The sequence below is a fragment of the Loktanella salsilacus genome, assembly GCF_900114485.1.
In the GTDB taxonomy this organism is placed as follows: domain Bacteria; phylum Pseudomonadota; class Alphaproteobacteria; order Rhodobacterales; family Rhodobacteraceae; genus Loktanella; species Loktanella salsilacus.
Window position 1 is genome coordinate 49,278 of record NZ_FOTF01000020.1, and the last position, 14,704, is coordinate 63,981.

Genomic DNA, 14,704 nt, shown 5'->3' on the forward strand with positions numbered 1-14,704 from the left:
AGATAATGAGAACAAACATGACAAGGATTGCCGCAATGCTCTTTAGGACTTCTTCGCATCAAACCATAACAACTGTGTTCTTAATTGCAGCGGCAACATCAACAGCGGCAGAACCTAATTGGGGATGCCTTACGCAAGACATATTTTGGCAGCGCGTAGCGGAAAACGTTACGGAAGCGAAACAAGAGCACGAACTAATTTTGTCTGGGCGGATGCACGAAAGTGGGTACCAGTACTCGAGCGAGCTTCACATGATGATGACATTGTTTGAGGACGGATCGTGGGTGTCCTACGATATTGAATTAGATGACTTGGCCACCTTGTACTGCCTCATCGATCATGGCGCATTTTTCAGCATGTTTGATTTTTAACTTTCCTACTTCCCGTTTAGTTCCGGCATATGGCGGCGCAACCATTTGAGTTCCACCATAGCTATAGCTTCCCTAAGAATTCCCCTTCCCCCGTCCCTGACAAAGAAAAGCCTGAAGGGGGAAGCTATAGCTTATCTTAAGCTTGCCTGTCCTCTCGGAGGACGAGGAGGGTCTGGATAAGCTTGAACTTCCTGAAGTGGGTAGGGCTGGCTTTAGGTTCATCACATTCCAGCGTGGGACATGACCGCGATAGGCCACGAACGAGCAGCTTCAGCAGGCTTTGGGTTCCACCATTGAACAGCAGCACCGTAGGAGGCGAGAGCTGGCTTACGCCTTACATGCCCCGGTGGGGTGGGGGTGAAGCTAGAGGAAGCCTGAGGGTCTTCAGCGTAAGCTGGGGGTACCACCTATGGTTTGTACCAATAGTACACCCTGACGCCCCATTCATCGGCGACGAAAGACCCCATATGAACAGTAATATCAATGCACTACCGAAGCCAAAGCAGACAACTGTAAAGCTTGAAAAAATCACAACCAATCCGAAGGTGTTCCAGCCCCGGCAAGACGGCATCAACCACGGCCATGTGTCGAACTTGAGAGCGACGTTGAAGCGTGGTGACGCGCTAGACCCGATCAGTGTCCGCAAGCAACACGATGGGCTGTTCGTGGTGCTGGACGGCCACCATTCGCTGGAGGCATACCGACAGGCCATGTGGCAACGCAGCGTCCCTGTACTGGTTTACGCCTGCACGGAAGAGGAAGGGAAACGCGTAGCAATCCGCGAGAACTCAAAGCATCGGCTTCAAATGGCCGACGAGGACAGGTCGGATTGGGCATGGGAACTGACATGCGAACAGCGCAGGCTTTCAAAGGCTGAGGTGAGCCGGATATGCAACCGCAGCACATCAACGGTGGGCCGTATGAGGCCTGTACGGGACAAACTAGAGGCCGCAGGGTGGTGTGATCTGCCAAAGACATGGAAAGAGGCTCAGCGGGCCTGTAGGGATGTGGACGAGGGCGAGTTCGACGAGGACCGGGCAGCGCAGTGGCGTGAGGATGCGATAGCTAAGATAAAAGAACAGATCAGTGGTCCCATTGGCCCCTATGCGCAGTGGAAAGCTGACGTTGTGCTTGAGGCAGTCTGGGAGATATTGGGCGATAACCGCTTCAGAGGAGGGCTGGAATACCACGGCTTCCACGAGGTGGACATCGATGAGTTTGACGGAACTGTCACGCTATTGGACGGCCTCAAGGGAGAAGTGCCAGACGACGATGACGAACCATTCGGGTGATGACAGCACACGGACCATTTTCACGGCAAATTTCTGAGCGGCTTTACGTTATAGCCCGCGCTGCCGCTTCCCCCCATCGATACACTGGGGGCCACGGTAGCAGGATGAATGAGGGGGTGGGGGTCTAGTCAAGCAATGGGTCGTCAGCGCCACTCAGTGCCCCGCTCAAAGCATCCTGTTGCAGCAAGCCATGAACACTACAAAAAGCATGAGGGCAAAGAGAGGGCCGCTACAGCCGTTCTCTAGGCTACGTCAATCGGATCGATGTAAGGCGGGGCAGCTGGCCGTCAGATACCGCGTGGTTCGGGGCAGGTGATGAGCAGCTTCAGCCTGCCATGCACAGCCCGCGCTCACCGGGGCCAACATCAGGAACCACAATGGGCCGTGTCAGTGGCAGAGCTGGGCCGTGGTCGATCAGGGTGATGGTGAACGCGAGGGCGGTGAAAGCGTAGGTCTTCATTGGCTGGCCTTTCGGTTGCAAGTGTGTTCGTGCAACTTACGGCAGCTATGCCAAGTGGCGTTAGTCCCTGTTGCTCAATGTCTTAGCATGGGGCGGATGGGTCTGGTAAGCGTGGGGTCGCGAGTGTCCGCAAGGGTATACCACATCGGACACATCAGAACCTTGCCTTGAAGGTGTACGATAGGGTTGACACCCATCAACGGTCACACATACCAATGTACATAACCCCATCGTACACCCTGAGGCTACTATGACCCAAACAATCCTCTACGCTCGCGTTTCGACTGCATACCAGAACATTGCCCACCAGACAGCACAAGCGCAGGCAGCAGGTTTTACCATTGATCACGTCGTGAGCGATCACGGTGTTTCAGGTGTCAGCACACGGCTGGCAGAGCGTCCCGAAGGCAAGCGTCTGTTTGACCTTCTTCGGTCGGGCGATGTGCTGGTCGTCCGGTGGGTTGATCGTCTGGGCCGAAACTATGAAGACGTCACCGACACGATCCGAGAGTTCATGCGGCGCGGTGTCATCATCAAGACTGTGATCAACGGCCTTACCTTCGATGGAGCGACAACGGATGCAATGCAGGCAGCTGTGAGGGACGCTCTGATCGCCTTCATGGCCGCGACAGCACAAGCGCAGGCAGAGGCAACGAAAGAAGCTCAGCGGGCCGGGATTGCGGCTGCTAAGGGCGATGAGACCCGATACCGGGGCAAGAAGCCAAGCTACAGCCGTGCAACTTTCAAGATAGTGCAGAACCGTTTGAGTCTAGGCGACGGCACTTCGGCTATTGCAAGAGCTACGGGTCTGACGCGTCAAACGGTACTGCGGATCAGAGACAAGCCGAAAGATGCGGAGGCAGCCCTTGCGAAATGGGGTATGTGAATGTTGGAACTAACGATATTGCAATTATAGGTTGCCGCGAGCGTTGAGATGTGTCCGAATATTCACATAAGCGATTGGCCTGATCAAAGGTATCGTGATGCATCTAACGGACGTAACGGATGAATATTAGGCCGATTGAGACAGAAGCGGAGCTCCAGCCCATTCGACACATGGCGGGTCACATCTACGGTACGAACACTGGCAGGTTGTTTCTTGAGTACATGACAACTGGCCCCGGAGACAGAGTCGAGGGGCGACTTCGCCTAAACGATGATGCCGTGGGATTACTCCAGTTTGATGTGGTCGGAACATTCAATGGTCAATACTTAAATTTCGACGGGCAACTAAAGCAAAACAAAGCTGAGGGCGGCATTGAGGAAGAAAATGTTGTCGTCTCACTTCAAGCAAACCTTCAACTCAATGACGGAGGGGCTTTTGGAGGGCGTTGGGAAACAAGCGTTGGCAATGCAGGAACGATGCAGCTCTTCCCGCATGACCACATTGAAAAAACTAGTTTACCTTATGAACAAGCCTTGGGGCTTCGGCTCCACATTCATAATCGGCAGCTAGGTGTCGTCCGTTTAGCATTCGGAGACATCAAGAGACTCATCGAATTTTTACAGGAAAAGCTCCCGGGCAGCACAGTTCTGGTTAACCACAGCGCACTAGGCAATTCTGAGAAGGAGGCTGGCCAAACAACTCTCGCACCTGAATTCCTCGCGAGTGCGGCGGAATTGGGAATACTTCAACAGATGAGATTGGATGCTCGTTCCCAAGGGCCTGACGGACTGGATCGAACCGTTACTATCGAGCTTGGCCGCTATGAAAAGAATGAGATAAGGGTCGCTGGGGGTGACGAAGTCTGGGTCACGGGGGTCCTTGAGGCGGTCAACGCTCAACTCGCTGACAAGCAGTCGAAGGTTGCAACACTTTACCGCAAACACGGCTCATTGCTTAACACCGGAGTATTCTTGGCTCTTCTAATTTGGCTTCCCGGAGTCCCCGGCGTAGTTAATCGATTGTACGTCACCGTTATTGCCATGATCGCTATGTTGGTTCTGCTGCGAGTTCATCAAACGACCGTTCCCCTAGCGCAAATCCGTTTGGCTCAGGCCCAAAGATCGTTTCTCGACGAAGTATGGCCGGGCCTCGCTACAGGTGTTTTGACTGCTCTTGCGCTTGGTGTAGCCACTACCCTTCTTGCGTTCGTCGATGCTGACAGCTTGTTTTCGGGATTGTCGAAGTTGCTCAGATTGATTTCTGGGAGTGAGGGCGAGACCGGGGGGGCGGTCGAATGACTTTAATAGACAGGCAGATCTTCGACAAGGTAGTGAGAAGTGAGCTTGCTTCGAAGTAGTTACAAAACCTTCGCCATCCATTTGGCTAACAATTTGTGTTTTGACGGACCAGTTCATGCGTCACGGGAATAGCGAAAAGCCTTCGCTGATCAGTTGCCCCCAAATTCTCTCCTGCATCGGCGCAAGCTGTTCAAGAAGCCTGCCGTGGTCGTAGACCTTGTCGGACCGTTTCTCGCCGGACCAACCACCAAGATCATCAATGTCTGCCTGTGGGATGTCAGCGCGGCGGGCGGCGGTCCGCCATGTGTGACGTAGGCAATGAAACGTAAGCCTGCCGTCAGTTTCCCGTCCAAGCCGTTTGCGGCGGTAGTGAGTGAACCACTGGGATAGCGCTGCGGCCTTGCCACTTGCGGGCCTGATGGGCCATTCAGGGAAAACGCGGCCTGTCGCTGCATGTTCTGCGATCCTATTGGCGATGATGGCTCGCGCGGCAGGAACAATCGGAACAATCCTCCGAGCATTCTTGGTCTTTCCCTTCGCTACCACGAAGTATTCCGCGCCGGGGGCCACGTCAGCTACCTTAAGGATTGCAATCTCGTCGCACCGGCAGCCTGTCGCTAGCGCTAGGCGCAGCAGATCACCTCCACGATCACCAATCGGCAGGGGGTCTACGAGCGCTTGGAACTCTTCTGGCCGGAACGTGTCGCGAGATACCGCGTCATCAGCTCTTTGCTGCGGAATAGGGCGGGGAAGATCCCAGACCGAAGAGGCGTCAGGTGCAATGAAGTCAAATTGTTCCGCCCATGCCCACAAGCCCCTGAGCATAGTCACTTGTTTGTCAATTGAGCCACGAGACAAGCCGTTTGGGGCGCGAACCGTCCTCACATCACGCAAGAAGACGCGAATGAACGCCCGCACATCATTGGCGCTCACGTCAGCTAACGACAACGTATCGTCGGTGTCTCCCATGAATTCCTTCAGGTAGCCAACGGCAGTACGAAGGGCGGCTACAGTTGTCGGCGCGAGGACCTTGAGGCCTGCCTTTGAATTGGGGCTGCGGTCTTGGATGCACCGCTCAACAGCATCGGAAAGCAAGATGCCGTCACCCAAGGCTACTTTCGCGAAAGACTTGAGTTGAGTGAGGGCGACGCCTCTCTGCTCGGCGGCGTAGAGAATGTCGGACAGGCCGCCTTCCATCGCTTCAACTTTATCGTAGTTACCGGGGGCGTGCCTAAGCTTGGCTATGTCGGCCCGAATTTCTCGCGCGGTGTCAGCAGAGAACTTGCCTGCATCTGTAACGCCAAGCTGAAGCTGTCTGATCTTTCCTAGAACTAAGTCGCGCTTCTGACGGGCTTCAGCTCTCTGGCGTGTGCTTAGGCCGTGTTTGATCTCTTTGCCGAACGGCTTGTCAGTCCAAGGACAGAGAACGCCCACAAGTTCAGGTGGCGTTACCATCCGAAAAACAAAGCCAGCGCCACGTGGTTGGGTGAGGTATCGCATGTCGTCGTCCATAACTGTGGTACGTAACGGACAACAGAACGACGGACAACATCATGAAAATCTTAGACTAAGCAATGGCTTAGATAAAGTGGAGGCGAGTACCGGAATCGAACCGGTCTACACGGATTTGCAATCCGCTGCGTAACCTCTCCGCCAACTCGCCGCCGGGATAGGGTCTTGTGAGGTGTGACCTATGGTTTTCGGCGGTCCGGTGCAAGTGCTTTTCGCAAATGGCTTAAAGGCCGTCTGCTTCGGCCTGTGTGACGGCTTGGTCGGCCATAGCGCGGATCGCCTCATAGGATGATGCAGCGGCGATGAAACGGCCGTTGTGGCAGAATTTGGCACCGGTCACGCCGCTAGCCTCTTCCAAAGCGGCACCTGTCAGTCCGGCCCATGCTGCGGGCAGGTCGGCGCGTAGATCAAAGCTGTTGGGGTCTTTAGAGATCCCGCCAAGCGTCCAGTCGTCGGTCCCGCGGGGCGTGATGACGAACAGCAGTTGATCGGCACCGGCCTTGATCACGGCGGGGCGGAACGGCATGCCCATCGGCAGTTCCAGCACGCGGCCTGTACCAGCGGCGGCGATTGCGTTCATCACCATGTCGTCGGCGCGCAGGCCTGCGGCGCTGCGGGCGACGCGGGCTTCTAGAAAGGCGCGGGCGATGTTCAGGGCGGCGTGAAAGGCGGCCATGTCGGCCTCTGGTCCGCCTTGGTCAAAGACGGGCTTGAGCGTTTCCAGCAGGCTGGGCAGGATCATGCCCGAGAGCGGTCCAGCAACAGAGGGGTTCACGGCACCATTGTCGAGCAGATCAATCGGCAGCACGAAGCCGGCGTCGATCTTGGCGTGGACGGTTTCAATGTCATGCGCAGGGATGTCGTGGGCGGCAAGGTAATCGCGGCCAAGGTGTTTCCACACCAAACCAAAAGAGCTGAACGGCTGGCCATCGTCGCGCAGCGGGGCGTCGCGTTGGTGGTGGTCGAAAAGGCGCAGGTCAGGGTCATACCCGCCGCCGACGTCATAAACGATGCGGTCCGGTCCGGGGGTGATCCATGCTGCGTCGCGACTGCGCACGATCTGGGCCTGTGGGAACAGGCGCGTGAGTACAACGCTGGACATGAGTTCGTCCGCGTGAAAACCGCCGGAATGGGTCACCAAATATGATGTCGTCATGGTAATAGCGCCTTTGATTGTTACCCTCTGAAACCTTTAAACAGTGTCAAGTTCAACTCGAAATGACGGGTTTTTTGGGGGCCGCGGCATATTTGGCACCCGCTTTAGGGGAGGTGCGTTGGTCGGGGACGGTTTGGCTGAATGGAAAAATACATTTCAAAAACGCAATGTTTCGCATGCGATACATATTATGTAAAAGAATCGTTTTTTCGAACAAAGGGTTAAGAATTTTTGGGTGGTGCGTTCGCTGGTAGCTGAACGGTCAGAAATAGTGTGTGGGTGCAATAACAGTAAGCCGGGGGGCGGCACCATGTCGCGGGCCTGCACCAGTGTCGGTTGAAGCGGGCGTGCGTTACCGCGCAAGGACCAGTTCTGCCTTAAGCCCGCCCAGCGTGTCGCTAGCCGACAGACGCAACACTCCGCCGTGGCTGCGGGCGATATCGGCGACAATCGCAAGGCCAAGGCCGACGCCTGCGCCCTTGTCTTGATTACGCGCAGCATCAAGGCGGGTGAAAGGGCGGATCGCGTCGTCGTGCTGATCCGCAGGAATGCCGGGGCCGTCGTCTTCGACAACGTAGCGGATCGCGCGGTCGGTGACATGGACGGCGATATGCGCTTTGTTGCCGTAACGCAGGGCATTGCCGACAAGGTTGTCCAGCGCGCGGCGGATTGCGGCGGGGCGCATCGGGATGGTGACCTGCGGGCCGCTGCCGGGTTGCAGCGTGACCGCAAGGCCGATGCGGGTGAAGTCAGCGACCAGATCGCGGACGATACCGGCCGGATCGACCCGTTCCATCGCGTCGCCAGCGTCAGAGCGGGCGAAGTCAAGGAAGCTGTCCAGCAGGCGCTGCATTTCGTCGACGTCGCGCGTTAGCGGCTCTGCCTCTTCGTCGTCGAGCAGGGATAGGCCAAGGCGCAGGCGGGTCAGGGGGGTGCGCAGGTCGTGGCTGACGCCAGACAGCATCATGGTGCGCTGCTGGATCTGCCGCTCTAGCCGGTTACGCATATCGAGGAACGCCATGCCGGCGGCCCGCACCTCTGCCGCGCCGCCGGGGTGGTAGGGCGTGATGCGGCCTTTGCCGTAATCGGCGGCGGCGCGGGCCATACGGGTGATGGGGCGCAGTTGGTTCCGCAGAAAGATGTAAGAAATCGCGGTGAGCACGGCGCCGAGCACGACCATAATGACGAGCAACTGATGCGGGTTCGAGGCAGAGAGCCGCGTGCGGGAAATATCGACGGACATCGGGCCTTGTTCGGTCGCGATCCAGACAGTCACGCGGCGGCGGTCCGCCATAGAGACGGCCCCGATTTGCGGCACAGCCTCGCGCAGGCGGATGGCCACGGTACGCCCGGTAAAGTCGAACCATTGCCGGTCACTAACGATATCGGGGATGTCGTAGGGCCATGAGACTGCAAGCTCTAACGGCAGGGCGACGGCATTGACCGATGTGATGGCGGCCTCGCGATTTGGGGCGGCATCGGCCAGATCCCGCAGATAGCGCAGGTCGATCGCGACGGCGGCGGTCATCTGGCGGGTGACGCCTTCGAAATGGCGTTGGATGAAGACGATCGACACCAGCAGCTGCAAGCTGAGGACGGGCAGGATCAAGATGATCAGTGCGCGCGTATAAAGACCGCGCGGCATGTAGCGTTTGAGCCATTGGAAGAACATGTGCATGATCCTAGCGAGTGCGAAGCGGAAGGCAAAGCGATGGATGAGTTTGACCCAAGGCCGGGTGTGGCAGAGCAGATTGCGCCGGGGCTGCGGCGCGTGTTGGCCCCCAACCCGTCAGCGATGACGTGGCGCGGCACGAATACCTATGTTTTGGGGCAAGGGCAGGTCACGGTGATCGATCCCGGCCCAGATGATGCCGCGCATCTGGCAGCGCTGTTGCAGGCGACGGCGGGCGACGTCGTCAGCCATATCGTCGTGACGCATTCGCATCTGGACCATTCGCCGCTCGCTGCACGGCTAGCAGCGCAGACCGGCGCGCAGGTTTGGGCGTTTGGCGATTCGCATAGCGGTCGATCAGCTGTGATGCAGGGGCTGGTGGACAGCGGTTATGACGGCGGGGGCGAGGGGATTGATCTGCACTTTGCGCCAGACAGGATCGTGAGTGATGGTGATGCGATCGACACGCCTGCGGGTGCGCTGCGGGTGCTGCATACGCCGGGGCATATGGGCAATCATATTTGTCTGCGCTGGGGGGATGCGGTGTTTTCCGGTGATCTGGTCATGGGGTGGGCGACGTCGCTGGTGTCGCCCCCTGATGGCGATATCAGCGATTTTCTGACGTCTTGTGCCAAGCTGCGTGCTGATGGCGCGGCTGTGCTGTATCCGGGGCACGGCGCGCCGGTGACGGAGCCTGCGGCGCGGATCGACTGGCTGATCGCGCACCGGATGGAGCGGCGGGCGCAGGTTTTGGCAGCGCTAACGACGCCGCGTGACGTGGCCGGGCTGACGGCGGCGATTTATACCGACGTTGCCCCGGCGCTGTGGCCGATTGCGGCGCGCAATGTCTTTGCGCAGTTGATCGAACTGGTAGGCGCGGGGTTGGTGACGGCCCAGCCTGCGTTGACGGCAGGGGCGGTGTTCGCGCGCGCGCCCTAGTCACAGCGCGGCGCCGCGGTCACACGGTTGCGCGAGGATGCGCCTTTGCTGTCCGGTTCGGGTGCAAATTGGCTGCGGTGGTGGTATGTGATGAGGGAATGGAGCCTGCGATCAACGTAGGCCCGCCCGAGCAGGACATGAACATGCAAGCAACTGACAACCGGCCCGCCCGGGACGTCCCGTGGTATCAACTTCGGTCGAGTATCACGATGATAACATTGACGATTGTCGCTGTGGGTGGCCTTGCCTTGGACTATGTCGCTAATGACCAGACTCCGGTTCCGGGATACCGAATCGTAGAGAACGGCACCATCGTCGGCGGCGCGCGGGACGATTCCTTTTTGCGCTAGGGCAACGCGGCGCGGGCGTCGGTTGATCTGAAATTGAAAAGCCTGCCGCAGGAACCCTGCGGCAGGCTTTTGTTTGTGTGGTGCTCTGTCCGGATCAGCCGGCGGGGCAGGCGGCTCCAGTGTCGATCCAGGCCTGCGTCAGTTGTCCAAAGATGTCCTGCGTGCCGGGGGCGGGGGTGCGACCTTCGCCAGGCTCCCATCCCCAGCCGACCAGACCGTCGGTGGCGTTATGTTCATGCAGTTCGGCCAGCGTGCGATTGCCGTTGCGTTCAGGGTCTTTGATCTGGTCGCAGATTTCGGCGGCAGACAGGCCGACCCAGCCCATTTCAATCGGCGCAAGCTGCCACGGGCTGTGGCCGGGGATGGAGCCTTCGCCAGTGGTGAAGGCCACGTTTTCCGCGCCGTGGCAGGTGGAACAGCGCATGCCGGGGGCGCCGAAATCGCCCACGCCGCGCACGACGGGGGGCTGGTGCAGCTGCATGTCGTCGCCTTGCAGGGGCACATCGCCGACGGGGTGGCAGTTCAGGCAGCGCGGGCTTTCGATGACGACAAACATTTCCTCGAACAGCGCGGCAGAGCGGGCTGCTTCGTCGGTGATGGAGTCGAATTCATCGGCTGTGCGCAGGCCGTTGACGGTTTCGGCGTAGGCCGGGGCGGCGAAGAGAGCGGCGGCCATGGTGAGTTTGGTCAGGATGTTCATGGCGTTACGCTCCAGCCGGGGTGGTGAGGGGAAGGGTGGTGACGGCTGTACCAGTCAGGGCGCGCCATGCGTTGGCGACGGCGGGGCCGACGGGCGGTGTGCCCGGCTCGCCGATGCCGCTGGGATCGGCGTCGCTTGCGATGATTTCGACCTCGACGGCTGGCATCTCGTTGATGCGCAGCATGCGGTAGGTATCGAAGTTCTGTTCTTGCACGACACCGCCCTCACCAAGGGTGATCGCGTTAAACAGGACAGAGCCGAGGCCGTAGCCGATGGCGCCTTCGACTTGTGCGCGGATCACGTTGGGGTTCACGGCGACGCCGCAATCGACGGCGCACCAGACCTTGGTGACATGGGGAAATCCGTCCCGGTCTTCGACTTCGGCAATTTGCGCGACATAAGTGTTGAAGGATTCGTGCAAGGAGACGCCGTAGCCTTTGCCGTTTTTGACCTTTTGCCCGTCCCAGCCTGCCATTGCGGCGACCTTTTCCAGCACGGCGCGGTCGCGGGTCATATCGGATTTCAGCAGATCAAGGCGACCTTGCACCGGGTCCTTGCCGCCCGCTTCGAGCAGTTGATCAAGGAAGACTTCGGTCGCATAGGCTGTGTGGCTGTGTCCGACGGACCGCCACCACAGCACGGGCACCTTGCTTTCGGCGCGGACCCAGTCGACCCGCAGGTTGGCCAGATCGTAAGGCATCTTGACCGAACCTTCGTAAGAGGTCGGGTCTTTGCCGTCTTGCATCATCATTTCCATCGGGCCGCCAGCCATGATGGACTGGTTGACCACCGTGTTGTGCCAGCCAGTAATATTGCCGTCCGCGTCCAGCGCACCGCGCATTTTGTGCACAGTCATCGGGCGATAGTAGCCGCCCGTCAGGTCGTCTTCGCGGGTCCAGATCAGTTTCCACGATCCATCGCGGCCAGCGGCGGCCGCAATCGCGCCGATTTCGCTGCCGATCTGGGCGCTTGGCTGGGCGCGGCGACCAAAAGAGCCGCCAGCGAGCATGACGTTCAGCTTAACCTTCGTGATGTCGAGCCCGAGAGTGCCAGCGACCGCTTGTTTATCGAATCCGGGGAACTGAAAGCCGCCCCATGTTTCAGCGCTGCCGTCTTTCACTTCGATCACAGCGTCCAGCGGCTCCATCGGGGCATGGGCGAGGTAGGGGAAGTGGAATTCAGCCTCGATCGTTTGGGCGGCACCCGTCAGGGCAGAGGTGATATCACCCGACTCTTCGATCATCAGACCAGTTTCGCTGGTTGCGAGGGCAGAGAGGTCTTTCATCATCTGGTCAGAGCTGCGGGTTTCGGCGACGCTGTCATCCCATTCCACGGTTAGTGCATTGCGACCCGTCAGGGCGGCGTAGGTGGATGTCGCGTAGACCGCGATGCCCTGCGGGATTTGGTGCACGGCGGTGACGCCGGGCACGGCAAGCGCGGCGGCGTCGTCATAGCTGGCGACAGTGCCGCCCAACATCGGCGCGTGGCGGATCACGACGTATTCCATGCCCGGCAGGTCCATATCCATAGTGAATACGGCGGTGCCGTTGGATTTGGCTTGGCTGTCGAGCTTGGGGCGATCCTTGCCGATCAGCACGAAATCCTTGGGGTCCTTGACGGGGGGATCTTCGGGCGGGGTCAGCATCGCGGCCTTGGCGGCCAGCGGGCCGAAGGTCGATGTTTTGTCGCCGGACGTCAGAACGCCATTCGCGATGGTAATAGTATAGGCGTCGACGCCCCATTCGTCGGCAGCAGCCTGCACCAGCATCGCGCGCGCGGCGGCACCCGCTTTGCGCATTTGGGTGTAAGAGTTTGCCATGGCGGTCGAGCCACCCGTGCCTTGCAGGCCAAATAGCAGGTTTTTGTATTTCTCGTCATCGGCCGGGGCGGATTCGGCACGCATCTGGGACCAGTCGGCGTCCATTTCCTCGGCCACGAGTGTGGACAGGCCTGTCATTGGACCTTGGCCAAATTCGATGTGCTTGATGATGACGGTGACAAGGTCGTCTTCGCCCACGCGGATAAAGGCGTTGGGTTCAAAGGCGGCAGCGGTGCCATCGGGCTGGAACGCCAAGGCGGCCCCCGATTGCGCCCGCCCGCGCAGGGGCAGCGAGACGGCGACGACAAGGCCCAGCGAGGACGCGAGGAAGTTGCGGCGGTTTTGTGTGATGGTCATGACTTAACCCTCCAACGTTTTTGCGGCGTCTTTGATCGCTTGGCGGATGCGCACGTAGGATGCACAGCGGCAGATGTTGCCGGCCATCGCCTGATCAATCTCTTCATCCGTCGGGTTCGGGATTTCGTACAAGAGCGCGGCGGCGCTGACGACTTGGCCGGACTGACACCACCCGCATTGCGGCACGTCGATATTCACCCATGCGGCCTGCACGGCCTCTGCCTCTGGCGTGTTCAGGCCTTCGATGGTCTGGATGTCCGCGCCTTCAAGCGTGGAGACCGGGGTCACGCAGGACCGGCGGGTCATGCCGTCCAGCATCACGGTGCAGGCACCGCATTGCGCGACGCCGCAGCCGAACTTTGTGCCGGTCAGTTTCAATTCATCGCGCAGAACCCACAACAAGGGGGTGTCGCCGGGCACGTCTACAGTGCGCTCTTCGCCATTTACGGTAAATGTTGTCATGGGTCCCTCGCATGGATGCGGTCGCGTTATAGGACTATGACATGGAGCGGATTCACTAAAAGTCACTGAAGATTCATGCGGGCAACAGGTCAGCGGGTCTGAATGTCGGCGACGACGGCGTAATGATCGGACGGCCAGCGCCCGTCAAATTTGCGCCGCTGCACCTGCGCCGGGGCGGCAGGGGTCAGAGGTCCTGCAAGTGCGATATGGTCGATTGCCCCAAACAGATTGATCCCGCGGTTCAGGTGATAGGTAGAGCCTGAGGTGGGAAGAAAGCTGAAGCCTGCGTCCTTCAGGATCTGCGCGGTTTGCGATCCACGCAGGGCATTGATGTCGCCGATCAGGGCGACGCGCTCGCCTGCCGCAATCAGGGGGGCCATGCGACTGGCCACAAGAGCGGCGGACTTGAGGCGGTTCGATCCGCTTTTGTATTCAAAGTGGACGTTGACGACATTCAGGATCGTGCCGTCCTTGTCTTGCAGGCGGACGGTGCTGGCGAAGGCCGGGAAAGAGCCGTCATAAGTTCGGCTATAGATAACGTCCGGCGTGTCAGAGAAGAAGAACCAGCCTTGGTCCAGTAGTGTAAACCGGTCCCGACGGTAAAAGATGGGCTGGGTCGATGGAAAGCTGCGCCAATCGCCGCTGGCCCCGGCGGCATAGTCCGGATTCTGGTCCAGCAGCCAATCGCGGGCAAGGTTGGTGCTGCCGTCGTTGCCGCGCGCAAAGCTTTCCATCTCTTGAAAGCCGATGATGTCGGCGTCCAAGGCTTTGAACGCGAGATCAACGGATGTGCGCCTGTCCTGCCAGTTGCCGACGGACCAACTGCCCTTCTCTTTGTTCAGGATGATGTAGTGGGAATTCTGAGTCGCGATGCGAACCGTGTCTACATGGGCAGGGGGGAGGGCGATTCCCTGCGGACCGCAGGCGAACAGCAGCAAAGAGAGGGTAAACAGGGCAGTCAAACGGCGCATCGGCCACTCCTTCTAAGGGTTAGGCCAAGGGTAATGTGCGCGGCGAGGTGTCTACCATGCATGAAAATAAGGGCTCACGCAGCGGTGATGAACTTTTTGCGGACGCGGTGCGGATTTTGCAAAGAATCGACTTGCGCCCTTCGTTCGCTAACCTTAGAAGCCCCTTTACCGGAGACGCAGTGATGCAGACTTGGTGCAGCGGACGGGACGGACGGTTGAGAGACTGGAAGTTTTGGAAGTTGGAAAAATTCTTTGAGGTTTGAGCGGGACGCGCTTTTAGCGCATCTTGTATCTTTTTGCCTCTACGCTGTTTGAAAATTTAGTATCTGAAGAGATATGTGGGCGGTTTGGTTCAGTTCGATGGATCAGACGTCTGTATATCGCGCCTCTAGGATTTAGGTCCGATGATGAGGTGTCAGCTTCACTGTTTGATGTGGTTTCTTGTTATCTTTGGATAAC

General features: G+C 58.7%; 14 protein-coding genes and 1 tRNA gene. 6 read left to right on the forward strand and 9 right to left on the reverse strand.

Features of this window, described 5'->3' with window-relative positions:
* Positions 1–17: 17 nt before the first annotated feature.
* Together BM131_RS15495 and BM131_RS15500 are read left to right on the forward strand one after the other, a co-directional pair.
* The gene (locus BM131_RS15495) at positions 18–371 is read left to right on the forward strand and encodes a hypothetical protein (protein WP_139222652.1); all 354 of its coding nucleotides are present in this window, start codon (positions 18–20) and stop codon (positions 369–371) included.
* A 467-nt stretch (positions 372–838) separates the two neighbouring features.
* On the forward strand, positions 839–1,663 hold the full coding sequence (locus tag BM131_RS15500; protein WP_175499379.1) for a ParB/RepB/Spo0J family partition protein: 825 nt from the start codon (positions 839–841) through the stop codon (positions 1,661–1,663).
* A gap of 325 nt (positions 1,664–1,988) precedes the next feature.
* On the opposite strand, the gene BM131_RS20675 is transcribed toward BM131_RS15500, so the two are convergent.
* Positions 1,989–2,123: a hypothetical protein gene (locus BM131_RS20675; RefSeq protein WP_281245350.1), complete on the reverse strand. Its 135-nt coding sequence runs from the start codon at positions 2,121–2,123 to the stop codon at positions 1,989–1,991.
* Positions 2,124–2,373: 250 nt separating this feature from the next.
* Between BM131_RS20675 and BM131_RS15505 the strand changes: the two genes are divergently transcribed.
* Both BM131_RS15505 and BM131_RS15510 read left to right on the forward strand, forming a co-directional pair.
* The gene (locus tag BM131_RS15505; protein ID WP_090190947.1) at positions 2,374–3,009 is read left to right on the forward strand and encodes a recombinase family protein; all 636 of its coding nucleotides are present in this window, start codon (positions 2,374–2,376) and stop codon (positions 3,007–3,009) included.
* Between the two features lie 278 nt (positions 3,010–3,287).
* Positions 3,288–4,307, forward strand: a complete 1,020-nt coding sequence (locus BM131_RS15510; protein ID WP_139222654.1) for a hypothetical protein — start codon at positions 3,288–3,290, stop codon at positions 4,305–4,307.
* 120 nt (positions 4,308–4,427) lie between these two features.
* Here the strand turns inward: BM131_RS15510 and BM131_RS15515 are convergent, their stop codons facing one another.
* The 4 genes from BM131_RS15515 to BM131_RS15530 all read right to left on the reverse strand — a co-directional run bounded on the left by BM131_RS15515 (position 4,428) and on the right by BM131_RS15530 (position 8,647).
* Positions 4,428–5,807: a tyrosine-type recombinase/integrase gene (locus tag BM131_RS15515; protein ID WP_175499380.1), complete on the reverse strand. Its 1,380-nt coding sequence runs from the start codon at positions 5,805–5,807 to the stop codon at positions 4,428–4,430.
* A gap of 89 nt (positions 5,808–5,896) precedes the next feature.
* A tRNA-Cys gene (locus tag BM131_RS15520) sits at positions 5,897–5,970 on the reverse strand.
* Between the two features lie 72 nt (positions 5,971–6,042).
* Complete coding sequence (locus BM131_RS15525) at positions 6,043–6,975, reverse strand: MYG1 family protein (protein WP_090190951.1); 933 nt, start codon at positions 6,973–6,975, stop codon at positions 6,043–6,045.
* A gap of 352 nt (positions 6,976–7,327) precedes the next feature.
* Positions 7,328–8,647, reverse strand: a complete 1,320-nt coding sequence (locus BM131_RS15530) for an ATP-binding protein (protein ID WP_090190953.1) — start codon at positions 8,645–8,647, stop codon at positions 7,328–7,330.
* 39 nt (positions 8,648–8,686) lie between these two features.
* Here BM131_RS15530 and BM131_RS15535 point away from each other — a divergent pair, with 39 nt between their 5' ends.
* Both BM131_RS15535 and BM131_RS15540 read left to right on the forward strand, forming a co-directional pair.
* Complete coding sequence (locus BM131_RS15535) at positions 8,687–9,586, forward strand: MBL fold metallo-hydrolase (RefSeq protein ID WP_090190954.1); 900 nt, start codon at positions 8,687–8,689, stop codon at positions 9,584–9,586.
* 143 nt (positions 9,587–9,729) lie between these two features.
* Positions 9,730–9,936 (forward strand): hypothetical protein, encoded by a 207-nt coding sequence (locus tag BM131_RS15540; RefSeq protein WP_139222655.1) that lies wholly within the window; start codon positions 9,730–9,732, stop codon positions 9,934–9,936.
* A gap of 94 nt (positions 9,937–10,030) precedes the next feature.
* Here the strand turns inward: BM131_RS15540 and BM131_RS15545 are convergent, their stop codons facing one another.
* The 4 genes from BM131_RS15545 to BM131_RS15560 all read right to left on the reverse strand — a co-directional run bounded on the left by BM131_RS15545 (position 10,031) and on the right by BM131_RS15560 (position 14,245).
* Positions 10,031–10,636, reverse strand: coding sequence for an Isoquinoline 1-oxidoreductase subunit (locus tag BM131_RS15545; protein WP_090190957.1), 606 nt, complete (start codon positions 10,634–10,636; stop codon positions 10,031–10,033).
* A 4-nt stretch (positions 10,637–10,640) separates the two neighbouring features.
* Positions 10,641–12,812, reverse strand: coding sequence for a xanthine dehydrogenase family protein molybdopterin-binding subunit (locus tag BM131_RS15550; RefSeq protein WP_090190959.1), 2,172 nt, complete (start codon positions 12,810–12,812; stop codon positions 10,641–10,643).
* Between the two features lie 3 nt (positions 12,813–12,815).
* Positions 12,816–13,274 (reverse strand): (2Fe-2S)-binding protein, encoded by a 459-nt coding sequence (locus tag BM131_RS15555; protein ID WP_090190961.1) that lies wholly within the window; start codon positions 13,272–13,274, stop codon positions 12,816–12,818.
* A gap of 89 nt (positions 13,275–13,363) precedes the next feature.
* Positions 13,364–14,245: an endonuclease/exonuclease/phosphatase family protein gene (locus BM131_RS15560; protein WP_090190962.1), complete on the reverse strand. Its 882-nt coding sequence runs from the start codon at positions 14,243–14,245 to the stop codon at positions 13,364–13,366.
* Positions 14,246–14,704: the final 459 nt, after the last annotated feature.